Source organism: Pantoea sp. Ep11b (assembly GCF_040783975.1).
In the GTDB taxonomy this organism is placed as follows: Bacteria; Pseudomonadota; Gammaproteobacteria; order Enterobacterales; family Enterobacteriaceae; genus Pantoea.
Map to the genome: position 1 here is coordinate 253528 of NZ_CP160631.1, position 23465 is coordinate 276992.

17 protein-coding genes, 4 tRNA genes, 3 rRNA genes and 1 riboswitch are annotated in these 23465 nt (G+C 55.6%); of the genes, 5 read left to right on the forward strand and 19 right to left on the reverse strand.

What is annotated here, in order from left to right; genetic code table 11:
* Nucleotides 1–10: 10 nt before the first annotated feature.
* The 3 genes from ilvM to ilvL form a co-directional block, all read right to left on the reverse strand.
* A complete protein-coding gene (ilvM, locus tag AB1748_RS01270) occupies nucleotides 11–268 on the reverse strand; it encodes an acetolactate synthase 2 small subunit (protein WP_008926359.1) in 258 nt (85 codons plus the stop codon).
* Nucleotides 265–1911, reverse strand: coding sequence for an acetolactate synthase 2 catalytic subunit (gene ilvG / locus AB1748_RS01275; protein WP_367395921.1), 1647 nt, complete (start codon nucleotides 1909–1911; stop codon nucleotides 265–267). The genes ilvM and ilvG overlap by 4 nt, the downstream gene beginning before the upstream one ends.
* 150 nt (nucleotides 1912–2061) lie before the next feature.
* Nucleotides 2062–2160: an ilv operon leader peptide gene (gene ilvL / locus AB1748_RS01280; RefSeq protein WP_072101316.1), complete on the reverse strand. Its 99-nt coding sequence runs from the start codon at nucleotides 2158–2160 to the stop codon at nucleotides 2062–2064.
* A gap of 329 nt (nucleotides 2161–2489) precedes the next feature.
* Here ilvL and AB1748_RS01285 point away from each other — a divergent pair, with 329 nt between their 5' ends.
* Complete coding sequence (locus tag AB1748_RS01285; RefSeq protein ID WP_111141096.1) at nucleotides 2490–4010, forward strand: YifB family Mg chelatase-like AAA ATPase; 1521 nt, start codon at nucleotides 2490–2492, stop codon at nucleotides 4008–4010.
* Between the two features lie 25 nt (nucleotides 4011–4035).
* Here AB1748_RS01285 and AB1748_RS01290 read toward each other — a convergent pair whose 3' ends face one another.
* Nucleotides 4036–4374 (reverse strand): DUF413 domain-containing protein, encoded by a 339-nt coding sequence (locus tag AB1748_RS01290; protein ID WP_111141094.1) that lies wholly within the window; start codon nucleotides 4372–4374, stop codon nucleotides 4036–4038.
* Between the two features lie 120 nt (nucleotides 4375–4494).
* On the opposite strand from AB1748_RS01290, the gene hdfR reads away from it, so the two are divergent.
* On the forward strand, nucleotides 4495–5328 hold the full coding sequence (gene hdfR / locus AB1748_RS01295) for an HTH-type transcriptional regulator HdfR (protein WP_111141092.1): 834 nt from the start codon (nucleotides 4495–4497) through the stop codon (nucleotides 5326–5328).
* 109 nt (nucleotides 5329–5437) lie between these two features.
* Here the strand turns inward: hdfR and AB1748_RS01300 are convergent.
* The 9 genes from AB1748_RS01300 to btuB all read right to left on the reverse strand — a co-directional run bounded on the left by AB1748_RS01300 (nucleotide 5438) and on the right by btuB (nucleotide 13982).
* Nucleotides 5438–5513: transfer RNA gene (locus AB1748_RS01300), tRNA-Trp, on the reverse strand.
* Between the two features lie 7 nt (nucleotides 5514–5520).
* Nucleotides 5521–5597, reverse strand: a tRNA-Asp gene (locus AB1748_RS01305).
* Between the two features lie 88 nt (nucleotides 5598–5685).
* Nucleotides 5686–5801 (reverse strand): 5S ribosomal RNA (rrf, locus tag AB1748_RS01310).
* Nucleotides 5802–5891: 90 nt separating this feature from the next.
* Nucleotides 5892–8797: ribosomal RNA gene (locus AB1748_RS01315) — 23S ribosomal RNA — on the reverse strand.
* A gap of 206 nt (nucleotides 8798–9003) precedes the next feature.
* Nucleotides 9004–9079: transfer RNA gene (locus AB1748_RS01320), tRNA-Ala, on the reverse strand.
* A 138-nt stretch (nucleotides 9080–9217) separates the two neighbouring features.
* Nucleotides 9218–9294, reverse strand: a tRNA-Ile gene (locus AB1748_RS01325).
* Nucleotides 9295–9367: 73 nt separating this feature from the next.
* A 16S ribosomal RNA gene (locus AB1748_RS01330) occupies nucleotides 9368–10907 on the reverse strand.
* Together the 16S, 23S and 5S rRNA genes with 4 tRNA genes alongside form the textbook arrangement of a ribosomal RNA operon.
* Before the next feature lie 398 nt (nucleotides 10908–11305).
* Nucleotides 11306–12157: a glutamate racemase gene (murI, locus tag AB1748_RS01335; RefSeq protein WP_111140435.1), complete on the reverse strand. Its 852-nt coding sequence runs from the start codon at nucleotides 12155–12157 to the stop codon at nucleotides 11306–11308.
* The gene (gene btuB / locus AB1748_RS01340) at nucleotides 12102–13982 is read right to left on the reverse strand and encodes a TonB-dependent vitamin B12 receptor BtuB (RefSeq protein WP_111140434.1); all 1881 of its coding nucleotides are present in this window, start codon (nucleotides 13980–13982) and stop codon (nucleotides 12102–12104) included. Before btuB ends, murI begins: the two co-directional genes overlap by 56 nt.
* A 69-nt stretch (nucleotides 13983–14051) precedes the next feature.
* A riboswitch (cobalamin riboswitch) is annotated at nucleotides 14052–14235 on the reverse strand.
* A gap of 110 nt (nucleotides 14236–14345) precedes the next feature.
* Here btuB and trmA point away from each other — a divergent pair.
* The gene (gene trmA / locus AB1748_RS01345; RefSeq protein WP_111140433.1) at nucleotides 14346–15449 is read left to right on the forward strand and encodes a tRNA (uridine(54)-C5)-methyltransferase TrmA; all 1104 of its coding nucleotides are present in this window, start codon (nucleotides 14346–14348) and stop codon (nucleotides 15447–15449) included.
* A 41-nt stretch (nucleotides 15450–15490) separates the two neighbouring features.
* Here trmA and AB1748_RS01350 read toward each other — a convergent pair whose 3' ends face one another.
* Together AB1748_RS01350 and fabR are read right to left on the reverse strand one after the other, a co-directional pair.
* Nucleotides 15491–15841, reverse strand: a complete 351-nt coding sequence (locus tag AB1748_RS01350; protein WP_111140432.1) for a YijD family membrane protein — start codon at nucleotides 15839–15841, stop codon at nucleotides 15491–15493.
* Between the two features lie 14 nt (nucleotides 15842–15855).
* Nucleotides 15856–16503, reverse strand: coding sequence for an HTH-type transcriptional repressor FabR (gene fabR, locus AB1748_RS01355; RefSeq protein WP_111140431.1), 648 nt, complete (start codon nucleotides 16501–16503; stop codon nucleotides 15856–15858).
* Between the two features lie 192 nt (nucleotides 16504–16695).
* Between fabR and sthA the strand changes: the two genes are divergently transcribed.
* Nucleotides 16696–18096, forward strand: a complete 1401-nt coding sequence (gene sthA, locus AB1748_RS01360) for a Si-specific NAD(P)(+) transhydrogenase (RefSeq protein ID WP_293770478.1) — start codon at nucleotides 16696–16698, stop codon at nucleotides 18094–18096.
* Here the strand turns inward: sthA and oxyR are convergent.
* Entirely contained in the window at nucleotides 18079–18996 is a 918-nt protein-coding gene (gene oxyR, locus AB1748_RS01365; protein ID WP_111140429.1) for a DNA-binding transcriptional regulator OxyR, read from the reverse strand. The two genes, sthA and oxyR, sit on opposite strands and share 18 nt — an antisense overlap.
* Nucleotides 18997–19120: 124 nt before the next feature.
* Between oxyR and AB1748_RS01370 the strand changes: the two genes are divergently transcribed.
* A complete protein-coding gene (locus AB1748_RS01370; RefSeq protein WP_111140428.1) occupies nucleotides 19121–19855 on the forward strand; it encodes a glutathione peroxidase in 735 nt (244 codons plus the stop codon).
* A gap of 119 nt (nucleotides 19856–19974) precedes the next feature.
* On the opposite strand, the gene argH is transcribed toward AB1748_RS01370, so the two are convergent.
* From argH to argB, 3 genes are all read right to left on the reverse strand, one after another.
* Nucleotides 19975–21348 (reverse strand): argininosuccinate lyase, encoded by a 1374-nt coding sequence (gene argH, locus AB1748_RS01375; RefSeq protein ID WP_111140427.1) that lies wholly within the window; start codon nucleotides 21346–21348, stop codon nucleotides 19975–19977.
* A 90-nt stretch (nucleotides 21349–21438) separates the two neighbouring features.
* Nucleotides 21439–22656 (reverse strand): argininosuccinate synthase, encoded by a 1218-nt coding sequence (locus tag AB1748_RS01380; protein WP_111140426.1) that lies wholly within the window; start codon nucleotides 22654–22656, stop codon nucleotides 21439–21441.
* Nucleotides 22657–22680: 24 nt separating this feature from the next.
* Complete coding sequence (gene argB / locus AB1748_RS01385) at nucleotides 22681–23457, reverse strand: acetylglutamate kinase (RefSeq protein ID WP_111140425.1); 777 nt, start codon at nucleotides 23455–23457, stop codon at nucleotides 22681–22683.
* Nucleotides 23458–23465 lie beyond the last annotated feature (8 nt).

A 23465-nucleotide genomic window follows, 5' to 3' on the forward strand; every position in this document is an offset into this window, starting at 1 on the left:
CCTCTCGCGGCTACGCGCGAATTTGTTGTGTTGTCTGTTGTTGAATCTGAACGCATGCGACGTCGATCAATTTGCTTAACTGCGAAGACAGTAAATCGACGGAACGCTGGCTGGCAACGGTCATTTCAATATTAATATTTTCTGCATTGGCGACGGAGGCCATGTTCATGGAACAGACCTGAAAACCGCGATGACGCACGACACGCAGAATGCGCTCCAATATTTCAGGACGGAATCGGGCTTCGATAGACAATTGATGCTGGTTCATACGGTTTTCTCCATCATGTTTGCATTGCTGGCACCCGGCGGTACCAGTGGCCAGACGTTTTCATGCTCATCAATTGCAACATGCAGGAAGTAAGGACCTTCGCTGTTCAGCAGAGCATCAAGGGCGGCGTCGACCTGATCTTTACGGGTAATACGCTGGCCGGGAATATCAAACGCACTGGCCAGCGTGAGGAAGTCGGGGTTGTCAGAGAGATTGGTTTCGCTATAGCGACCGTCGAAAAAGAGCTGCTGCCACTGGCGCACCATGCCCAGACGCTGGTTATCCAGCAGCAGGATCTTCACAGGCAGCCTGCCACGCTTGATGGTGCCCAGCTCCTGAATATTCATCATAATGGAGCCGTCACCTGAAACGCAGATGACGGTGTCTTCCGGGCGGGCCACCTGAGCGCCGATGGCGGCGGGTAAGCCAAAGCCCATGGTGCCTAAACCGCTGGAGGTGATGAAGTTCTCAGGTGCGCTGAAAGCCATGTGCTGCGCGGTCCACATCTGGTGCTGTCCAACATCGGTGGTCACTACGGCATCGGCGGATTTGCGATCCGAGAGCTGCTTCAGCAGCAGCGGGGCATAGATCGCCTCGCCCGGATGGTCATAGCGCCAGGCGTGGCTGGCTTTCATCGCCTTCACTTCGTCACGCCAGGCGTCGATTTGCAGCGGCTGACTCAGCGCGGGCAGCAGATCGTTAAGATCGCCCTGCAGTGAGACATGCGCGCGACGCAGTTTGTTTAATTCTGCCGGATCGATGTCGAGATGAATGACGCTGGCGTGCGGGGCAAAGGTGTCCAGCTTGCCGGTCACACGGTCATCGAAACGGGCACCGACTGCAATCAGCAGGTCACACGCCTGTACGGCGAAGTTGGCGGCTTTGGTACCGTGCATCCCCAGCATACCGAGATAAACCTCGCTGTGAGGATCCACGCTGCCCAGCCCCTTTAAGGTTGCGACGGCCGGAATACCGGTCTCTTCTGCCAGCGCACGCAGTGCCGGCACAGCCTGCGCCAGACCCACGCCGCCGCCGATATACAGCATCGGTTTTTTAGCCTGCGCCATCAGGGCTCGTGCCTCGTGGATCGCCTGATGTGGCAGAGTGTTGTCCTCTTCAACCGACACCAGATGCGGAGCAGGTTCACCCTGTGCAACCTGAATATCTTTTGGGATATCAACCAGTACCGGACCCGGGCGACCCGACTGTGCCAGCGCAAACGCCTCGGCCATGATGGCGGGCAGCTCATCCAGCGACTCTACCAGGAAGCTATGTTTAGTGCAGGCCAGCGAAAGGCCGAGCACATCGATCTCCTGAAATGCATCAGTGCCGATGAAGGCAGAGTTGACCTGCCCCGTTATCGCCACAACCGGGACGGAATCCATCATCGCATCCGCCAGACCCGTGATCAGGTTGGTCGCGCCAGGACCCGATGTCGCGATGCAGACGCCGGTTTTGCCGGTAGAGCGCGCATAACCAATCGCCGCCATCACCGCGCCCTGCTCATGACGACACAGAAGGTGTTCCACGCCGCCATCATAGAGCGCGTCGTATACCGGCATGATTGCGCCGCCCGGGTAACCAAATACGGTATTCACACCCTGCGCGCGTAAAGCCTGAACTACCCACTGTGCACCTGTCATCGCTATTCTCCTGTGTCCTGACCGGAACAACAGAATTTTATGCTACTGTTCATTGTTTGTTCCTTGTGGATTTGCTGATATTTCCTCGGCTCGAAAAAAAACCCCCGGACCTTTCGGTGCGGGGGTTTTTTCGGATTCGAGGCTTGATTTTTAAGCCTTTCTTTCTCCAAGCGTTGCCCCGCACGGTAGGTTAATAACCACCACCACGCTAATCACGACCAGGCTAATCACTTGTAGAAGGGCTTTCATGTATTGTTCAATTCTTTTACGTGTTCGAAGTAATGCCTACAGAGTTATCATAGTCAGGGGTAATGATACAACTTTTTTTGCAGCTTTTTTTCGTGCCTGCGGGCGGAGTCGCACCTATCAATCTGTAATACAAGAAATAATTACGTGATGATAATTATTCATCACTTTAGTGACGTAATGATATTTTGGTGAATTTGCGTACAGCTTCGCAGCGTTCTGATACAGCATTGAAACAGGGCTGACAGGTTGTGCATTGCTCCGAAGCATGAAAATGCTGCCCTCGCTTTCCTGTTATGTCGTGCTCAGAATGACGGCCATAAGGAGCGACTATGTCATTATCAAAAGTTCTGACCCGGGCAGCGTTGGGAGTGGAAGCCCCGCTGGTGACCATTGAAGCCCATATCAGTAATGGCCTGCCCGCCTTAACGCTGGTAGGGCTGCCTGAAACCACTGTGAAAGAAGCGCGCGAGCGGGTGCGTAGCGCCATTATCAACAGCGGATTCACCTTCCCGGCAAAGCGTCTCACCATCAATCTTGCCCCGGCAGATCTGCCCAAAGAGGGCGGGCGGTATGACCTGCCGATGGCCATCGCTATTCTGGTCGCCTCTGAACAGCTTCCGGCCGATAAACTGGCGCACTATGAGTTTCTGGGTGAACTGGCGCTTGACGGTGCGCTGTGCGGGGTACAGGGCGCGATTCCGGCAGCAATGGTAGCGATTCAGGCAGGACGACAACTGGTTCTCTCGGCGGAAAATCAGGACGATGCCGGGTTAATCCGTCAGGGCGCATCCCTCGTCGCCTCACACCTCAGCGAGGTATGCGCTTTTTTGCGCGATGCGATCACTTTGCCCGTGGCCCGCGCCCCTGAACATCAGGAATACACGCCGTCTGAAGATCTCGCGGATATGATTGGTCAGGAACAGGGGCGCAGAGCTTTGGAGATCACGGCCGCAGGCGGACACAACCTGTTGCTGATTGGGCCTCCCGGCACCGGTAAGACCATGCTGGCCACCCGGCTTCCCGGTATCATGCCTGCACTGAGCGATCGGGAAGCGCTGGAGTGTGCGGCGATTGCCAGCCTGGTCAACAGCAGCGCCCTGCACCGCCAGTGGCGTACCCGGCCATTCAGGTCACCTCATCACAGCGCCTCGCTTTATGCCCTGATTGGCGGCGGATCCCTGCCGCGTCCCGGCGAGATCTCGCTGGCTCATAATGGTGTGCTCTTCCTGGATGAACTGCCGGAATTTGACCGCAGGGTGCTGGATTCTCTGCGCGAGCCGCTGGAGTCTGGCTGCATCGCCATTTCACGCGCCCGCGCTAAAGTCACCTATCCGGCACGCTTTCAGCTGGTTGCGGCGATGAACCCAAGCCCGACAGGACATTATCAGGGACAGCATAACCGCTGCTCTCCTCAACAGGTGCTGCGTTATCTCAGCAAGCTATCGGGCCCTTTTCTGGATCGCTTTGATCTTTCGCTGGAGATACCGCTGCTGCCCGGCGGCATGCTCAGTGGGCAGCGCCCTGCTGCGGAAGCCTCTGAGCGGGTTCGTCAACGGGTTATCGCCGCGCGCGACGTGCAACTTGTCCGCGCCGGAAAGATTAATGCCCATCTGAATAACGCCGAGATCGTACGCTGGTGCCAGCCCGTTAAAGAGGATGCGGCGTGGCTGGAATCTGTGCTGGAGAAGCTGGGTTTATCTGTACGGGCCTGGCAGCGGATCCTGAAAGTGGCGCGCACGGTGGCCGATCTGGCCGGCGAGCGGGAGATTACCCGACGTCATCTGCAGGAGGCCGTCAGTTACCGGACGATTGACCGGTTAATGATTCATCTGCACAACAGCCTGCAATAAAAAAGGGGCTTTCGCCCCTTTTCTGTTAATCGTCGCTGTCGCTAAAGTCTTCAACGGTATCCATCTGTGGTTTACCGCCAGACAGCGTATGGAAACGCTTGGGACGCTTAATGCGGGTCATGTATTTGGACCAGACGCGTTCTGCTTCCGTCTGCGGTTCACGCACACCACGACATACTTCAATAAACAAACGCTCTTCTTCGGTTACAGGCTCACGCTTTGATAAATCCAGCTCATTAAAGGCAAAACCGTGGCGTTCAAGAAGCTGAGCTTCTTTAATAGTAAAGTCACCGTGACGTGAGAAACCACGCGGGTAATGTTTGTTATCAAAGAAACGATTCTCTGTTGAGAAGCTTTCCGCCATGTTACACGCTCCTGATTTTCTAATGCCGTGCTGTTAATGGCGCGGAGTATTAGATAGGCTTGACAGAGTGTAAAACAAAACATTTAAATCTATACGACAAACATTTTTTGGGAGAAGGCTGTGGATACGGAATTACTGAAAACTTTCCTGGAAGTGAGCAGAACACGCCATTTCGGGCGTGCTGCAGAAGCCCTTTATCTCACGCAATCTGCCGTCAGTTTTCGCATCCGTCAGTTAGAAAATCAGCTTGGTGTGAATCTTTTTACACGCCATCGCAACAACATCCGTCTGACGGCGGCCGGAGAGCGGTTACTCCCTTACGCTGAGAGTCTGATGAGCACCTGGATGATGGCGAAGAAAGAGGTCTCTCACACACAGCAGCACCATGAGCTCTCCATAGGGGCCAGCGCTTCGCTATGGGAGGCTTATCTGACGCCATGGCTACAGACGTTGTATGAGAACCGCGAGAGCCTGCATCTGGAAGCACGCGTAGCGCAGCGGCATCTGCTGGTTAAGCAGCTTCATGAGCGCCAGCTGGATCTGTTGATCACAACCGAAGCGCCTAAGATGGATGAGTTAACCAGTCAGCAGATTGGGCATATCTCGCTGGCGCTGTTCTGCGCCCGCCAGAGTGAGAAGCGCGAACATTACGACTATATCAAGCTGGAGTGGGGAGCAGACTTTCATCAGCATCAGAGTTATCTTTCCGGCGCTGACGATGTGCCGGTCCTGACAACAACCTCTGCGCATGTCACCCGCGAACTGCTGCATACCACCGGAGCGTGCGCGTTTCTGCCCGACTTCTGGCAGAGTCTCTACAGCGAATTAATGGTCATTCCGGATACTCCGGTGGCCGTTCGTCCCCTCTATGCGGTCTGGTTGCAGAACAGCGATCAACAGGCACATATCCGTCAGCTGCTGAAATTCCCGATTCTGGTAAGGCAAAATAGCTGAAATCAGGGGAAAAAACAGGCGGGAGAAATAAGAGACCAGTTAGTGTTAACTGGTTTTTTGCTTTTTTAAAGGCAAAAAAAATCCTTTGCCGAAGCAAAGGATCGTTTTCTGGCAGGGGCGGAGGGACTCGAACCCCCAACACCCGGTTTTGGAGACCGGTGCTCTACCAATTGAACTACGCCCCTAAAAGGGTGGCGGAACGGACGGGGCTCGAACCCGCGACCCCCTGCGTGACAGGCAGGTATTCTAACCAACTGAACTACCGCTCCACCGGTTCTTTCACAGCCATCAGCGCCTCGCTGATGCCTGTCTGTTCCTTCTTGTTTTCCCTGTCAGAGGAAAAGGAACGTGTTTGATGCCTGGCAGTTCCCTACTCTCGCATGGGGAGGCCCCACACTACCATCGGCGCTACGGCGTTTCACTTCTGAGTTCGGCATGGGGTCAGGTGGGACCACCGCGCTAAAGCCGCCAGGCAGATTCTGTCTTCCGCGCCGCCACAGGGGCCGCGCAGATTATCCGGTTCAGGCTGAAAATCGTCTCTCAAAAAACGCCTCTGGCGTTGTAAGGTTAAGCCTCACGGGTCATTAGTACCGGTTAGCTCAACGCATCGCTGCGCTTACACACCCGGCCTATCAACGTCGTCGTCTTCAACGTCCCTTCAGGACCCTCAAGGGGTCAGGGAGAACTCATCTCGGGGCAAGTTTCGTGCTTAGATGCTTTCAGCACTTATCTTTTCCGCACTTAGCTACCGGGCAGTGCCATTGGCATGACAACCCGAACACCAGTGGTGCGTTCACTCCGGTCCTCTCGTACTAGGAGCAACCCCCCTCAATTCTCCAGCGCCCACGGCAGATAGGGACCGAACTGTCTCACGACGTTCTAAACCCAGCTCGCGTACCACTTTAAACGGCGAACAGCCGTACCCTTGGGACCTACTTCAGCCCCAGGATGTGATGAGCCGACATCGAGGTGCCAAACACCGCCGTCGATATGAACTCTTGGGCGGTATCAGCCTGTTATCCCCGGAGTACCTTTTATCCGTTGAGCGATGGCCCTTCCATTCAGAACCACCGGATCACTATGACCTGCTTTCGCACCTGCTCGAGCCGTCACTCTCGCAGTCAAGCCAGCTTATGCCATTGCACTAACCTCACGATGTCCGACCGTGATTAGCTGACCTTCGTGCTCCTCCGTTACTCTTTAGGAGGAGACCGCCCCAGTCAAACTACCCACCAGACACTGTCCGCACCCCGGATCACGGGGCCACGTTAGAACATCAAACATTAAAGGGTGGTATTTCAAGGATGGCTCCACGCAGACTGGCGTCCGCGCTTCAAAGCCTCCCACCTATCCTACACATCAAGGCTCAATGTTCAGTGTCAAGCTGTAGTAAAGGTTCACGGGGTCTTTCCGTCTTGCCGCGGGTACACTGCATCTTCACAGCGAGTTCAATTTCACTGAGTCTCGGGTGGAGACAGCCTGGCCATCATTACGCCATTCGTGCAGGTCGGAACTTACCCGACAAGGAATTTCGCTACCTTAGGACCGTTATAGTTACGGCCGCCGTTTACCGGGGCTTCGATCAAGAGCTTCTCCTTACGGATAACCCCATCAATTAACCTTCCGGCACCGGGCAGGCGTCACACCGTATACGTCCACTTTCGTGTTTGCACAGTGCTGTGTTTTTAATAAACAGTTGCAGCCAGCTGGTATCTTCGACTGGCTTCAGCTCCGGGAGCAAGTCCCTTCACCTACGCGCCAGCGTGCCTTCTCCCGAAGTTACGGCACCATTTTGCCTAGTTCCTTCACCCGAGTTCTCTCAAGCGCCTTGGTATTCTCTACCTGACCACCTGTGTCGGTTTGGGGTACGATTCTGTGTTACCTGATGCTTAGAGGCTTTTCCTGGAAGCAGGGCATTTATCACTTCAGCACCGTAGTGCCTCGTCGTCACGCCTCAGTGTAAAGTGAACCGGATTTGCCTGGAACACACACCTACACGCTTAAACCGGGACAACCGTCGCCCGGCTGATATAGCCTTCTCCGTCCCCCCTTCGCAGTAACACCGAGTACAGGAATATTAACCTGTTTCCCATCGACTACGCCTTTCGGCCTCGCCTTAGGGGTCGACTCACCCTGCTCCGATTAACGTTGAACAGGAACCCTTGGTCTTCCGGCGAGCGGGCTTTTCACCCGCTTTATCGTTACTTATGTCAGCATTCGCACTTCTGATACCTCCAGCATGCCTCACAGCACACCTTCGACGGCTTACAGAACGCTCCCCTACCCAACAGCGCATACGCGCCGCTGCCGCAGCTTCGGTGCATGGTTTAGCCCCGTTACATCTTCCGCGCAGGCCGACTCGACCAGTGAGCTATTACGCTTTCTTTAAATGATGGCTGCTTCTAAGCCAACATCCTGGCTGTCTGTGCCTTCCCACATCGTTTCCCACTTAACCATGACTTTGGGACCTTAGCTGGCGGTCTGGGTTGTTTCCCTCTTCACGACGGACGTTAGCACCCGCCGTGTGTCTCCCGTGATAACATTCTCCGGTATTCGCAGTTTGCATCGGGTTGGTAAGCCGGGATGGCCCCCTAGCCGAAACAGTGCTCTACCCCCGGAGATGAGTTCACGAGGCGCTACCTAAATAGCTTTCGGGGAGAACCAGCTATCTCCCGGTTTGATTGGCCTTTCACCCCCAGCCACAGGTCATCCGCTAATTTTTCAACATTAGTCGGTTCGGTCCTCCAGTTAGTGTTACCCAACCTTCAACCTGCCCATGGCTAGATCACCGGGTTTCGGGTCTATACCCTGCAACTTAACGCCCAGTTAAGACTCGGTTTCCCTGCGGCTCCCCTATACGGTTAACCTTGCTACAGAATATAAGTCGCTGACCCATTATACAAAAGGTACGCAGTCACCCCATTAAAGAGGCTCCCACTGCTTGTACGTACACGGTTTCAGGTTCTGTTTCACTCCCCTCGCCGGGGTTCTTTTCGCCTTTCCCTCACGGTACTGGTTCACTATCGGTCAGTCAGGAGTATTTAGCCTTGGAGGATGGTCCCCCCATATTCAGACAGGATACCACGTGTCCCGCCTTACTCATCGAGCTCACAGCCTGTGTGTTTTTGTGTACGGGAGTATCACCCTGTACCCTGCGACTTTCCAGACGCTTCCACTAACACACAAGCTGATTCAGGCTCTGGGCTGCTCCCCGTTCGCTCGCCGCTACTGGGGGAATCTCGGTTGATTTCTTTTCCTCGGGGTACTTAGATGTTTCAGTTCCCCCGGTTCGCCTTGCAGCACTATGTATTCATGCTGCAATGATGCACTGAGTGCACCGGGTTTCCCCATTCGGACATCGACGGCTGTAGCGGTTCATATCACCTTACCGTCGCTTTACGCAGATTAGCACGTCCTTCATCGCCTCTGACTGCCTGGGCATCCACCGTGTACGCTTGGTCGCTTAACCTCACAACCCACAGGCGTTTTCACGCTGCAGACTGCAAGCATTTGAGAGACCCGACCGTATCGCGTTGTCACCCCTTATTACGGAGGGATGACGCGCTACGTCGTTTCAATTTTCAGCTTGTTCCGGATTGTTAAAGAGCATAATACTTCACAGCACACCGTCGCCGGTACGCTCTGAGGTATTCAGAAAAAACAGTTAAAACGGTATGGTGGAGCTAAGCGGGATCGAACCGCTGACCTCCTGCGTGCAAGGCAGGCGCTCTCCCAGCTGAGCTATAGCCCCATACAGTTACTGCAGAGACCACTACGTCCAACCGAGTACACTTCGTGAGAAATGCAATTCGTGCTCAGGCAAGGCATGTCTTCGCGAAGCATAGTGAACTATGCGAGCCGGAGACATAACGCAGCGTGAGTGCGAATTTGGTAGGCCTGAGTGGACTTGAACCACCGACCTCACCCTTATCAGGGGTGCGCTCTAACCACCTGAGCTACAAGCCTGTAGAGGTTTTTTCTGCTCGTTACTTTTTATCAGACAATCTGTGTGAGCACTGCGCGGAGAGGTATCTTAAGGTAAGGAGGTGATCCAACCGCAGGTTCCCCTACGGTTACCTTGTTACGACTTCACCCCAGTCATGAATCACAAAGTGGTAAGCGCCCTCCCGAAGGTTAAGCTACCTACTTCTTTTGCAACCCACTCCCATGGTGTGACGGGCGGTGTGTACAAGGCCCGGGAACGTATTCACCGTGGCATTCTGATCCACGATTACTAGCGATTCCGACTTCACGGAGTCGAGTTGCAGACTCCGATCCGGACTACGACGCACTTTGTGAGGTCCGCTTGCTCTCGCGAGGTCGCTTCTCTTTGTATGCGCCATTGTAGCACGTGTGTAGCCCTACTCGTAAGGGCCATGATGACTTGACGTCATCCCCACCTTCCTCCGGTTTATCACCGGCAGTCTCCTTTGAGTTCCCGACCGAATCGCTGGCAACAAAGGATAAGGGTTGCGCTCGTTGCGGGACTTAACCCAACATTTCACAACACGAGCTGACGACAGCCATGCAGCACCTGTCTCAGCGTTCCCGAAGGCACCAATCCATCTCTGGAAAGTTCGCTGGATGTCAAGAGTAGGTAAGGTTCTTCGCGTTGCATCGAATTAAACCACATGCTCCACCGCTTGTGCGGGCCCCCGTCAATTCATTTGAGTTTTAACCTTGCGGCCGTACTCCCCAGGCGGTCGACTTAACGCGTTAGCTCCGGAAGCCACTCCTCAAGGGAACAACCTCCAAGTCGACATCGTTTACGGCGTGGACTACCAGGGTATCTAATCCTGTTTGCTCCCCACGCTTTCGCACCTGAGCGTCAGTCTTCGTCCAGGGGGCCGCCTTCGCCACCGGTATTCCTCCAGATCTCTACGCATTTCACCGCTACACCTGGAATTCTACCCCCCTCTACGAGACTCAAGCCTGCCAGTTTCAAATGCAGTTCCCAGGTTAAGCCCGGGGATTTCACATCTGACTTAACAGACCGCCTGCGTGCGCTTTACGCCCAGTAATTCCGATTAACGCTTGCACCCTCCGTATTACCGCGGCTGCTGGCACGGAGTTAGCCGGTGCTTCTTCTGCGGGTAACGTCAATCGGCGCGGTTATTAACCGCACCGCCTTCCTCCCCGCTGAAAGTACTTTACAACCCGAAGGCCTTCTTCATACACGCGGCATGGCTGCATCAGGCTTGCGCCCATTGTGCAATATTCCCCACTGCTGCCTCCCGTAGGAGTCTGGACCGTGTCTCAGTTCCAGTGTGGCTGGTCATCCTCTCAGACCAGCTAGGGATCGTCGCCTAGGTGGGCCATTACCCCGCCTACTAGCTAATCCCATCTGGGTTCATCCGATAGTGAGAGGCCCGAAGGTCCCCCTCTTTGGTCTTGCGACGTTATGCGGTATTAGCCACCGTTTCCAGTGGTTATCCCCCTCTATCGGGCAGATCCCCAGACATTACTCACCCGTCCGCCACTCGTCACCCGAGAGCAAGCTCTCTGTGCTACCGTCCGACTTGCATGTGTTAGGCCTGCCGCCAGCGTTCAATCTGAGCCATGATCAAACTCTTCAATTTAAAGTTTGATTTGCTGAAACCAGTCCAGCGGTGCTCATCTGTAAAACGTCATAATGAATTTCATTATGTGTTCACTCGTGAGGCTTTGATATTTTTTTGCGTCCGGAGACGCTGATATCAATCCTGCGAGTGCCCACACAGATTGTCTGATAAATTGTTAAAGAGCAGTGCCGCGATTTACTGCGGCGCGGGCTGCGTATATTACGCTTTCCGCATTGTCAGTCAAGCATTTATTTTCGCTTAACTCACTGGTTCGTATGATTTCGAACCTACTTAACCCGGCGCTTCGTAAGCCGTTGTGCCGTGTCAGTGGAGGCGCATTATAGGGAGTTCTCGGAGGCTGACAAGTGCTAATTTCAAATAAAATTCTGAGTGCTGTTTTTTTCAGCGAAAAGCCGCTAAAGCGCCAGTTTTTCCAGCAACGGGAAGCCATAACGCTGTAAAACGGGTGATAATTGTACGGCTTCATCATCCAGCGCCGTGCAAAAAGCGACGTTCTGCTGCGATGAGCGCACTTCAGGCGCTTCATGCTCCAGCAGCCAGGCCGTGCGTCGTGCTATCGCCGCACCGGAATCGATCAGGCGCGTGCCGTCCGGTAACACCTGCTGCAGCTCTTCGCGCAGTAAAGGAAAGTGCGTACAGCCTAAAACGACCGTATCCGGTGGCTCAGCCATCCGCAGCCACGGCTGAACGATGCGGCGTACTTCTTCCAGTGCCACCTGTGCGCCGTGGAGTTTAGCTTCGGCCAGCTCCACCAGCTCCGCTGATCCCAGCATTTCGATGTGGCAGGAACCGGCAAACTGCGCCACCAGCTCATGTGTATAAGGACGACGTACCGTCGCCCGCGTTGCCAGCAACCCCACCACGCCATTACGCGTCAGGCGCGCAGCCGGTTTAATTGCAGGCACCACACCTACAACAGGAAACGCAAAGCGTTCCCGCAGCGCGGGCAGTGAAACCGTGCTGGCCGTATTGCAGGCGATGATGACGAGTGAGAGCGGATAGCGCTGAGTAATCGCCGCAACGATGGCAACCACCCGATCGACAATGAAGGTTTCGCTTTTCTCCCCATAAGGGAAACCGGCGTTATCAAAGGCGTAAAGATAATGAAGGTCTGGCAGGAGCTGCCGGACCTCATCATAGACAGAAAGCCCGCCGACGCCGGAATCAAATACCAGCACCGTGGGGCGTAAATCAGAAGGTGTAGCTGCCGCTGAGGTAATACTCTCGTCCTGGAGTCTGATAGCCATACGCTGTCTCGTAATCTTTATCGAACAGGTTGGCAATTCTACCACGAACCGTGAGTTGTGAAGTGACAGGATATGAGACCGCGAGATCCCACAGGCTGACACCGCCTGATTTCACGCGACGGCTGGGCGTGCTGTTGAAGTCGGTGTCATAACGGTCACCCAGATAGTGATAAGTCACGGACCAGTCAAAGGTATACAGCGTCCAGTCGAGCTGATATTTCACCTGCTGTTTAGCCCGGCGAATGAGCGGCTGGCCGGTGGTGCCATCCCGCGCATCGACATAATCGTATGAGAGCTGATGCGTCAGCGGACCGGTGTCGAATCCGGCTGTGGCCTCAACGCCCTTAATCCGCGCCTGCTTAATATTGTAGTAACGGAAGGTCTGGGGATCGCTATCAATCAGGTTATCGATGTCGTTGCGATAACCTGACACGCGCCAGTTCACCGGTCCGCTCAGCCCTTCAACACCCCCTTCCCACTGCTTACTTTTTTCCGGATCGAGGTCGCGATTGCCATAAAACGGGCTGTAAACCTGGGACAGGTTCGGTGCTTTAAAGGCCGTGCCATACGATGCAAAGAGGCGATAGCCGGAGATAAACTCCCATGACGCCGCGGTCTGCCAGGTGTTATGCCAGCCGAACTGATTGTTGTCGTCACTGCGAACCGCGCCTTCCAGCGTGACGCTGCCCACCTGCTGCTGACCGGTGAGGTAGAGACCGGTGTTGCGCTGCTCATAACCGTCAGACAGATAGTTAGTGCCTGGCTCGGTTGTCTCTTTCTGCCAGTCGATACCGGCGCTAAGCGCGCCCTGCCCCAGCTGCAGGGTGTTACCCCACTGCAGATTGTACTGAGTCACATCATCAAAGGTGGATGCCGCGCCGTAACGGCCATTGCGTGGGTCGTAGTTGATGTCTTTGGTATGACCGTAACTGGCGATGAGTTGAGTAGAGTAAAGGTCACGGCTGAAGCGTAACCCGGTGTCCCAGGTCTGGCTGTAGAGCTGCCGGGTATCCGCCAGCCCGACGACATTCGTGAAGCTCTGATCGTAGCTGTAAGAACCATCGTAGGCGGTACGGTTATCAAACCCATAGCCGCGCACAAAACCAGTGAGCTCATCGCTGAACTGATGCTCCAGATTGCCATACAGCGTTTTGCTCATAAAGCCGTCGCGATCGTGCTGGGCCGGGCCATAGTCATTCGGGTAGCCCGCCACCACATCATACCCCCGGGTATAGGTGTAGTTGCCGGCCAGCGTCAGTGTGGTCGCCTCGCCCAGCCTCTGTTGAGTGGAGCCATCGTAAGATTGATAACCCCGGGAGCCCATGCCCGCCGTCAGCGTAGAGCCCGGCTGCGCACGACCGGTGATGATATTGACGACGCCGCCAATCGCATCGGAACCGTAAACTGCCGAACGCGCACCGCGAATATATTCGATACGCTGAACCAGTGACAGGGGGATCTGGCTGAGGTCAGACGAACCGCTGATACCCGCCTGATTAAGCCGGATGCCATCAATCAGGATCAGCACATGTCGGGATTCGGTGCCCCGGATAAACAGCGAACTCTGCTGACCTAATCCGCCATTCTGCGCCACATCGACACCCGGCAGGCGACGCATGACATCCGTCAGACTTTTGGCCTGCCAGCGATCGATCTCATCACGCGTAACAACCGTTGTGGGCGCCAGCACGCCCGAAACAGGTTCAGCAAAGCGGTTAGCGGTGACGATTTGCGTTTCATCATTTGCCTGCGCGTAACCGTTTTGCGCCCAGAGAGAAATGGCCGTGGCGCCCAGAGCGCACAGCGAAAGCGTTTTTTTTGTCATTTATTCATGCATCCATAAGACCCAGCAGGATGCCGCAGGCCGACAATCGATAGCACGCGATGATTGTACGAGTAGCGACGTTACACCGGCAGGTCTTCGGGCTGGGAACCATAAGTGATGATGACTTCCCATCCCGGAGGACAGTGTCTGCAATTGCACACATCACGACATTCCTTACCGCTGCGCGTCAGCTCCAGATTTGCACTGGATTCCCTATTAACTCGGGCATGAGGCCGGCGTCAGCAGTCTACGGAGTGGGGATTGGGAAGTCCAGATAGCCAGATATCTTCTCGCTGCAGGACTGGACATCAGCAAGTGAATGCCTACAATCGCCCGCTGGTAAGCTATTAATCAGGATTACTCATGACACCCGAACATCTCCCTATTGAAGAGTATGACGCCCAGCTGGCGGAAAAAGTCAGTCGTTTAGAAACGATGATGACGCCATTTGCGGCGCCCGACGTGGAGGTGTTCCGTTCGCCGGTCAGCCACTATCGGATGCGCGCCGAATTTCGCCTGTGGCATGACGGCGATGACATCTATCACATCATCTTCGATCAGCAGACGCGCGAGCGGATCCGCGTTGATCAGTTCCCGGCGGCCAGCCAGCTGATCAATCAGCTGATGCCGAAGATGATCGCCGCGATCCGCGATAACCGCATCCTGCGCCATAAACTGTTTCAGATCGACTATCTCTCGACCCTGAGCAATCAGATTGTGATTTCGCTGCTTTATCACCGCAAGCTGGATGATGAGTGGCAGCAGGCAGCCGCGGCGCTGCGTGATCAGTTACGCGCCGAAGGGCTGGATGTGCAGCTGATTGGTCGCGCGACCAAAACCAAAATCTGTCTGGATCGCGACTATGTGGATGAGTGTCTGCCGGTGGCAGGCCGCGAGATTATCTATCGTCAGGTCGAGAACAGTTTTACCCAGCCGAACGCCGCGATGAATATTCAGATGCTGGAGTGGGCGCTGGATGTGACACGGGATTCACAGGGCGATCTGCTGGAACTCTACTGTGGCAACGGCAACTTCTCGCTGGCGCTGGCACGCAATTTCCGTCGCGTGCTGGCCACGGAGATCGCGAAGCCGTCCGTCGCTTCAGCTCAGTACAATATTGCGGTAAACCAGATCGATAACGTGCAGATCATTCGTATGGCGGCGGAAGAGTTTACGCAGGCGATGAATGGGGTGCGCAGCTTCAATCGTCTGGAAGGCGTTGACCTGAGCAGCTACGACTGCGAGACGATTTTTGTCGACCCGCCGCGCAGCGGACTGGATGAAGAGACGGTGAAGATGGTGCAGGCTTATCCGCGCATCCTTTATATCTCCTGTAATCCGCAGACCCTGAGCGACAATCTGCAGACGCTGGCGAAAACGCACGATGTGACGCGGCTGGCGCTGTTTGATCAGTTCCCCTATACCCACCATATGGAATGCGGCGTGTTGCTGACGCGAAAAGCGTAAAAAAAACGGGAACCCTGGAGTTCCCGTTTTTATTATCACGTTTAGTGACGCTTGCGTTTGAACCGCGTCGCAATCCAGAACACCAGCGCCACCATCAGGACGGTCGGCACAAAGTTCGATCCGATATCCGGATACTCTGCCCGCACCAGCGCGCTGTAGACCAGAATGCCCAGCAGGAAAAAGGCGGCCGCCAGGCCTGGCATACCATCCGGCATATTGGTATTGAGATAACGCTGATGCAGACACCAGGCTGCCAGACCCAGTGAAATCAGCGGAAAAATCGAAAAGGGAACAAAGGCGCTGAACAGCACCGAAAAGGAGCCGTTAATCGCTAAGCCGGTAATAAAAGCCAGCGCCAGCGTGCTTTTATCGCGAATACCTGGGTGGGTCATGGAGGGATCCTTACTCATTGTTCTTCGGGTTTTTCCAGGGTAACCGCCAGCCGCTCCTGCTCACGGCGGTACCAGTAATAGGCGCCTTTGGCGATCATGCGCAGCTGTAGCACCAGCCGATCCTCAAGCTTTCGTCGCTGCTCCGTATCAACGTCGAGTGCTTCTGCACCGGCGCTGAAGACTATCGTCACCATCGCTTCAGCCTGCGCTTCGGTGAAACTGCGCGGCATGCGATTTTCGACCTCAAGATAATCCGCCAGTTCAGCGATAAAGTGCTGAATTTCACGCGCCACTGCGGCACGAAAAGCAGCAGAGGTGCCGGAACGTTCGCGCAGCAACAGGCGGAAAGCGTTGGGATTGTTGCCGATAAACTCCATAAAGGTCGCGACCGACGTTTTGATAATGCTGCCGCCTTTGGCAATTCGCTGGCGCGCCTGGCGCATCAGCTGGCGCAGCATCAGACCGCTTTCATCCACCATCGTCAGGCCGAGTTCGTCAACATCCTTGAAATGACGGTAAAACGAGGTAGGTGCGATACCGGCTTCACGGGCAACTTCCCGCAGACTCAGGCTGGCAAAACTGCGTTCGGCGCTGAGCTGACTGAAAGCGGCTTCAATCAGTGTACGTCGTGTACGTTCTTTCTGTTGCGCTCTGACGCCCATTCTCTCTGCCTTTAGCGGTGTTATGGGGCCACTATATCAAAATTTTCAGCGTACAGAGTGGCAATCTTTGTCACCGTCTGTGAACCTCACTCTTTGCCAAACTGTGATGAAAATCGCTGATAGAATTCAGAAGTGCGCGACGAGATGTTAGAATCTCGTTGTAAAAATGTATAAATAATAGGACGTATCGGTATGCAAAAGTCTTACGATTACGATGCCATTGTGATTGGCTCAGGGCCCGGCGGTGAAGGTGCGGCGATGGGGCTGGTAAAACAGGGAGCGCGCATCGCCGTGATCGAACGCTACCACAACATCGGTGGCGGCTGTACGCACTGGGGTACCATCCCCTCCAAAGCCCTTCGCCACGCCGTCAGCCGCATTATCGAATTTAACCAGAACCCGCTCTACAGCGATCACACCCGTCTGCTTCGCTCCTCCTTTGCCGACATTCTCAACCACACGGAAAACGTGATCAGCCAGCAGACAACCATGCGCCAGGGTTTCTATGAGCGCAACCGCTGCGAGCTTTATCAGGGCGATGCGCATTTCGTGGATGCCAATACGATCGAGATTGAACAGCCGGATGGCACCCGCGAGACGCTGACGGCAGAGAAGTTTGTTATCGCCTGTGGCTCACGTCCTTATCATCCTGCGGATGTGGACTTCACCCATCCGCGCGTCTATGACTCCGACTCGATCCTCAACCTGCACCACGAACCCGGCCACGTCATCATTTATGGTGCAGGCGTGATCGGCTGTGAATATGCGTCGATTTTCCGTGGCCTGAACGTGAAGGTTGATCTGATCAACACCCGCGATCGCCTGCTGGCGTTCCTGGATCAGGAGATGTCTGACTCCCTTTCGTATCACTTCTGGAACAGCGGCGTGGTGATTCGTCACAACGAAGAGTTTGAGAAGATCGAAGGCGTGGAAGATGGCGTGATCATGCATCTCAAGTCGGGCAAAAAAGTAAAAGCGGATTGCCTGCTGTACGCCAATGGCCGTACCGGTAACACCGACTCGCTGTCGCTGGAGAATGTCGGCCTGGAAGCCGATGGCCGGGGCCTGCTGAAAGTAAACAGCATGTATCAGACCGCCCAGCCACACATCTATGCCGTGGGTGACGTGATTGGCTACCCGAGCCTGGCGTCTGCCGCCTACGACCAGGGACGCATTGCCGCGCAGGCGATCATCAAAGGGGAAGCGTCAGCGCACCTGATCGAAGATATTCCGACCGGGATATATACCATTCCTGAGATCAGCTCTGTGGGTAAAACCGAGCAGCAGCTGACGGCCATGAAGGTGCCTTATGAAGTGGGCCGCGCACAGTTTAAACATCTGGCGCGCGCGCAGATCGTGGGGATGAACGTTGGCAGCCTGAAGATCCTCTTTCACCGGGAAACCAAAGAGATTCTGGGGATCCACTGCTTTGGCGAGCGTGCCGCCGAGATTATTCATATCGGTCAGGCCATTATGGAACAGAAAAATGGTGGCAACACGATTGAATACTTCGTGAATACCACCTTTAACTATCCGACCATGGCCGAAGCCTATCGCGTTGCCGCGCTAAACGGGTTAAACCGCCTGTTTTAAAGTGGCGTCGAAATAGTGCTCCATATGGGCTTTGATCGCCTCTGCCAGCTGTTCATAACGGCTGCGCAGAGGGGAGCCCGGACGGTAAACCAGCGCGATCGTCCGTCTGGGAACCGGCTTGTAACAGGGCAGATAGCAGACCCCATCCCGGATGCGTTCCGGCGGAACGGCCAGCGCCGGTAACAGCGTGATGCCGCTGCCTGCCGCCACCATGTTGCGCAGCGTCTCAAGGCTGGTTGCACGGAAATGGGTATCTTCATCCGCTCCCGCCTCAAAGCAGAAGCCCATCGCCTGATCGCGCAGGCAGTGCCCGTCCTCCAGCATCAGCAGTTTTTCACCTGCCAGATCGGACATCGGCACCCGGTCGCGGTCACACCACGGGTGATCAGCGTAGACCGCCAGCTTCATCGGCTCGTCAAACAGCGGGACTTCGATAAAGGCCTCGCTCTCTTTGACCAGCGCGACAATCGCGCAGTCCAGCTTGCCGCTGTCCAGTTGTGCCAGCAGCTGCAGCGTCTGCGCTTCGTGCAGATACATCTCCAGTTTCGGGAACGTCTGGTGCAGCGTGGGGATAATCTGTGGCAGCAGGTAGGGCGCGATCGTCGGGATCAGGCCGATGTGCAGCGGACCGGACATCGCTTCCCCTTGCTGACTGGCCATCTCTTTCAGCACCTTGACTTCCCGCAGCACCGTTCGCGCCTGATCCACCAGCAGCAAACCGGCCTGGGTGAACAGTACTTTACGACTGGTGCGCTCCAGCAGCATCACGCCCAGCTCATCTTCCAGCTTGCGGATCTGCCCGCTTAACGTGGGCTGACTGACATGACAGGCATCCGCAGCACGACGAAAGTGGCGGTGTTCAGCAAGCGAAACCAGATATTCAAGATCACGAATATTCATTATTACCCTCCAGACCACGATAGCCCGTGGCGATAGATAGAATAGCAATGAACGATTGGCCCTATCAAGCGTGGTTGGGAATAATGCGCGCATCAAATGGAACGTGGTTGATCAGGAGTAAGAAATGTTGGCAGGTCAGGAAGGTAAAGCAGTCCCCTCAGTGACTTTTCACACACGCCAGGGCGATCGCTGGGTCGATGTCACCACCGATGCGCTGTTTAAAGATAAAACGGTTATCGTATTTTCACTGCCGGGAGCGTTTACACCCACCTGCTCATCTACTCATCTGCCGCGTTACAACGAATTAGCGGGACAGTTTACCCGCCTGGGTGTGGACAGCATCCTGTGCGTCTCGGTGAATGACACCTTTGTGATGAACGCCTGGAAAGCGGAGCAGCGCGCAGACAACATCACCTTTATTCCTGATGGCAACGGCGAATTTACCCGTGGCATGGAGATGCTGGTCGAGAAAGCTGACCTCGGCTTTGGACCCCGCTCCTGGCGCTACTCCATGCTGGTGCGCAATGGCGTGGTAGAGAAAATGTTTGTGGAGCCGAATCGGCCTGGCGACCCGTTCGAAGTGTCTGATGCTGACACCATGCTGCGCTACCTGGACCCGGCCTGTAAAGCTCAGGAGTCGGTCGCCATCTTTACTAAACCTGGCTGCACCTTCTGCATTCAGGCAAAACAGATGCTGGTCGATCAGGGGATTCAGTACGAAGAGATTGTGCTGGGCCAGGATGCCACAACGGTCAGTCTGCGCGCCGTTACCGGCCGGGCGACGGTGCCGCAAATCTTTATCGGCGGTCGTCATATTGGCGGGAGTGACGATCTGCAGCAATACTTGCTGTCAGCGTAAAAAATCTGAGGGTCAGCCGGGAGAGCTGGCGCTCTGATGATGTGCCTATAAAAAAAGTAGTTGTTATGAAGCTAGAGGTTGGCGGGCATCTGAAATGCCCGCTTTTTTTTATCTGCAGATTACGCCAGACGCTGTTTTGCCTCATTGATGGCACGCGCAACCTGCTGCGGAGAGACACCGCCCTGCGCATTACGCTTATCCAGACAGGATTGCAGCGCCAGGATCGGATAGACATCCTCACCAATTACCGTGCTGTACTGCTGCAGCGTCGCCAGCGGCAGGGCCTCCAGCGCCACACCCTCGCCAATCGCGGCCACGACCACTTCGCCAACGATATGGTGCGCTTCACGGAACGGCACCCCTTTGGCAACCAGATAGTCCGCCAGCTCGGTGGAGTTTGCATAACCCTGTTCGGCGGCCTCCTGGCAGCGCGGACGTTTAACCTGCAGACCATCCAGCACCAGCACCGACATATGCAGACAGTCGAGCCAGGTGTCGAGTGCGTCGAACAGCCCCTCTTTGTCTTCCTGCATATCTTTGTTATACGCCAGCGGCAGCCCCTTCAGCGTCATCATCATCCCGGTCAGCGCGCCCTGCACCCGACCGCACTTGCCGCGAATCAGCTCCAGCGCATCCGGGTTTTTCTTCTGCGGCATTAAAGAGGAGCCAGAGGTGACTTTATCTGACAACTCGATAAAGCCCGCTTCGCCGGTATTAAAGAAAATCATATCTTCGGCAAAGCGTGACAGATGCACCATGCCAATCGCGGCATCGGAGAGCAGCTCCAGCACATGGTCGCGGTCTGAGACGGTGTCCAGACTGTTGCGTGTGGCGGACGCAAAGCCCAGCCAGCCTGCCAGCTGCTGACGGTCGATCTCGTAAGCGGTACCGGCCAGGGCGCCGCAGCCCAGCGGGCTGACATCCAGCCGCTTCAGCGTATCCTGCAGACGGCTCTCATCGCGCGCCAGCATTTCCACATAGGCGAGACACCAGTGGGCAAACGTCACCGGCTGAGCACGCTGCAGGTGGGTATAGCCCGGCATCACCGCATCCTGGTTGGCTTCCGCCGTCACCACCAGCGCCTGCTGCAGATCGCGCGTTGCGCCCAGCAGCGCCTCAACCTGCACCTTGCACCAGAGCTTCAGATCGGTCGCGACCTGATCGTTACGGCTACGGCCGGTGTGCAGTTTTTTACCCAGCGCGCCGACCTTGTCAATCAGTTGACCTTCCACCCAGCTGTGAATATCTTCGGCATCGCTCTGCAGGATCTGCTCAGGATTTTCACGCACGTCCTGCAGTAACGCATTCAGGGCTGCTTCCAGCTGCTGCTGCTCATCCTGAGTCAGGACATTCACCGTTACCAGCGCTTTGGACCAGGCAACAGAGCCAATGATGTCCTGCTCTGCCAGGCGGTAATCGAAGCGCAGCGAGTCGTTGAACTGTTTGAAACGTTGATCTGCTGCCTGAGTAAACCGTCCACCCCAAAGTGCCATGTGAAAACTCCTCTGAATCGTTAAACAAGAGGCGGCATAAATGCCGCCCCTGAAGTGAAACTGTGGGGCGGGGCGTACCCCGCCCGAAAATTACTTCTTCTGCTCGTTCAGGGCACGAATGCGCGACGAGAGTGAGAACAGACGGATGAAGCCGCCCGCATGACGGTGATCGTAAACTTCATCTTCACCGAAGGTCGCGAACTCTTCTGAGTAGAGGCTGTTCGCAGAACGCTTCTGGGTCGCGGTTGCCTGGCCTTTAAAGAGCTGCAGAACCACTTCACCGTTAACCTCTTCCGCCAGCGATTCGGCAGCCGCCTGAATCGACTTACGCAGCGGTGCAAACCAGCGACCATCATAAACAACGTAGGACATTTCATGGCCCAGCTGCTCACGCCATTTGAAGCTGTCACGATCCAGAACCAGCTGCTCTACCGCACGCAGGGCGTTGACCATGATGGTGCCGCCAGGCGTTTCATAGCAGCCGCGCGATTTAATGCCGACCAGACGGTTTTCAACGATATCGATACGGCCCACGCCATGCTTCGCGCCGAGCACGTTGAGTTTTTCCAGGCACTGGAACGGACTCATTTTTTCGCCGTTGACGGCGACCACACGGCCTTTCTCAACGGTCACGGTCACATCTTCAGGCTGATCGGGCGCCTCCAGCGGATCGACCGTCCAGACCCAGCAATCTTTGTTCGGTGCATTGGCCGGGCTTTCCAGCACGCCGCCCTCGGTGGAGATGTGCCACGCGTTTTCGTCACGGCTGTAGATTTTTTCCAGCGACGCGGTCGTCGGGATGTTGCGCTCTTTCAGGTAGTCCAGCAGGGCTTCGCGTGAACGCAGATTCCACTCACGCCACGGTGCCACCACTTTCAGCTGCGGAGCCAGCGCGGTGTAGGTGGTTTCAAAACGCACCTGGTCATTCCCTTTACCGGTTGCGCCGTGGCACAGCGCATCGGCACCCACTTTCAGCGCCAGCTCAACCTGCGCTTTTGCGATGATAGGACGCGCCATTGAGGTGCCCAGCAGGTAGGTGCCTTCATACAGGGCGCCGGTCTGCAGCACCGGATAGACATAGTCGCTGATGAACTCTTCACGCAGGTCAACCACATGGCACTCCGAGGCGCCGGACTGCAGGGCTTTCTTCTCCACACCTTCCAGATCGCCGCGCTCCTGACCGATATCCGCCACAAAAGCGACCACTTCACAGCCGCCGTAGTTCTCTTTCAGCCATGGAATGATGGCTGAGGTATCCAGACCGCCGGAGTAAGCCAGAACGATTTTTTTGATGTTTTGCGTTTGCATTTCGTAATCCTTGAATCAGAGTCGTTAAGCGAGAATCCGGGTGCCAATCGACACGCCGTTAAACAGGTCAGGCAGCCGCTCGGCGTGACGCCAGCTGGCAATATCCACCGGGCGGCCCAGGGTACGCGCCGCATCAAGCGCAGCGTGTACCTTCACAATCATGCCATCGGTGATAATGCCCTGGGTAATCAGCTGTTCAGCTTTATCGGCCGTCATCTCTTCAATGCGCTGGCCTTTACCGTCGAGAATACCACTGACGTCAGACAGCAGAACCAAATCCGCGCCCAGCGTCGAGGCGAGTGCGGTCGCCGCCTGGTCCGCGTTGACGTTCATCAGTTCACCGCTGTCAGTAATACCGATTGAGCTGACTACCGGCAGATAACCGGCCGCCAGCAGGGTGTTCAGCAGAGCCGGATCGCCCGGCATCGCGTGGCCGACATGGCCGAGCTCTTCGTCAAACGGGGTGACGTTGACGATGCCCGCATCACCCAGGCAGAGGCCGACCGCGCGGATACCCGATTTTTTTGCCCATGCCAGCAGGGTTTTGTTAGCGGTGCCCGCCAGCGCACCGGTAATAATGTCGATCTGGTCGGCAGGCGTGACACGCAGGCCGTTTTTCTTCGTCACCGGCAGCGCCAGCTTTTTCATCAGTTCGTCCACCAGGCAACCGCCACCGTGGACAATGATCAGCGGACGCTGATGGGCGCTGCGCCAGGTGAGCAGCGCGTCAAACAGGCGGGCCAGCGCTTCTTCGCTGTCTAACAGCACACCGCCCAGCTTGATAATCAATGGATTGGTCATGGTTTAGT

Bases quoted from the DNA above. Each gene is read 5' to 3' on its own strand.
- ilvL (WP_072101316.1), bottom strand. From the start codon at position 2,160: ATGAAAGCCCTTCTACAAGTGATTAGCCTGGTCGTGATTAGCGTGGTG.
- oxyR (WP_111140429.1), bottom strand. From the start codon at position 18,996: ATGAATATTCGTGATCTTGAATATCTGGTTTCGCTTGCTGAACACCGC.
- btuB (WP_111140434.1), bottom strand. From the start codon at position 13,982: ATGACAAAAAAAACGCTTTCGCTGTGCGCTCTGGGCGCCACGGCCATT.
- AB1748_RS01380 (WP_111140426.1), bottom strand. From the start codon at position 22,656: ATGCAAACGCAAAACATCAAAAAAATCGTTCTGGCTTACTCCGGCGGT.
- AB1748_RS01370 (WP_111140428.1), top strand. From the start codon at position 19,121: ATGTTGGCAGGTCAGGAAGGTAAAGCAGTCCCCTCAGTGACTTTTCAC.
- AB1748_RS01350 (WP_111140432.1), bottom strand. From the start codon at position 15,841: ATGACCCACCCAGGTATTCGCGATAAAAGCACGCTGGCGCTGGCTTTT.
- trmA (WP_111140433.1), top strand. From the start codon at position 14,346: ATGACACCCGAACATCTCCCTATTGAAGAGTATGACGCCCAGCTGGCG.
- argB (WP_111140425.1), bottom strand. From the start codon at position 23,457: ATGACCAATCCATTGATTATCAAGCTGGGCGGTGTGCTGTTAGACAGC.
- sthA (WP_293770478.1), top strand. From the start codon at position 16,696: ATGCAAAAGTCTTACGATTACGATGCCATTGTGATTGGCTCAGGGCCC.
- murI (WP_111140435.1), bottom strand. From the start codon at position 12,157: ATGGCTATCAGACTCCAGGACGAGAGTATTACCTCAGCGGCAGCTACA.
- ilvM (WP_008926359.1), bottom strand. From the start codon at position 268: ATGAACCAGCATCAATTGTCTATCGAAGCCCGATTCCGTCCTGAAATA.
- ilvG (WP_367395921.1), bottom strand. From the start codon at position 1,911: ATGACAGGTGCACAGTGGGTAGTTCAGGCTTTACGCGCGCAGGGTGTG.
- AB1748_RS01285 (WP_111141096.1), top strand. From the start codon at position 2,490: ATGTCATTATCAAAAGTTCTGACCCGGGCAGCGTTGGGAGTGGAAGCC.
- argH (WP_111140427.1), bottom strand. From the start codon at position 21,348: ATGGCACTTTGGGGTGGACGGTTTACTCAGGCAGCAGATCAACGTTTC.
- fabR (WP_111140431.1), bottom strand. From the start codon at position 16,503: ATGGGCGTCAGAGCGCAACAGAAAGAACGTACACGACGTACACTGATT.
- AB1748_RS01290 (WP_111141094.1), bottom strand. From the start codon at position 4,374: ATGGCGGAAAGCTTCTCAACAGAGAATCGTTTCTTTGATAACAAACAT.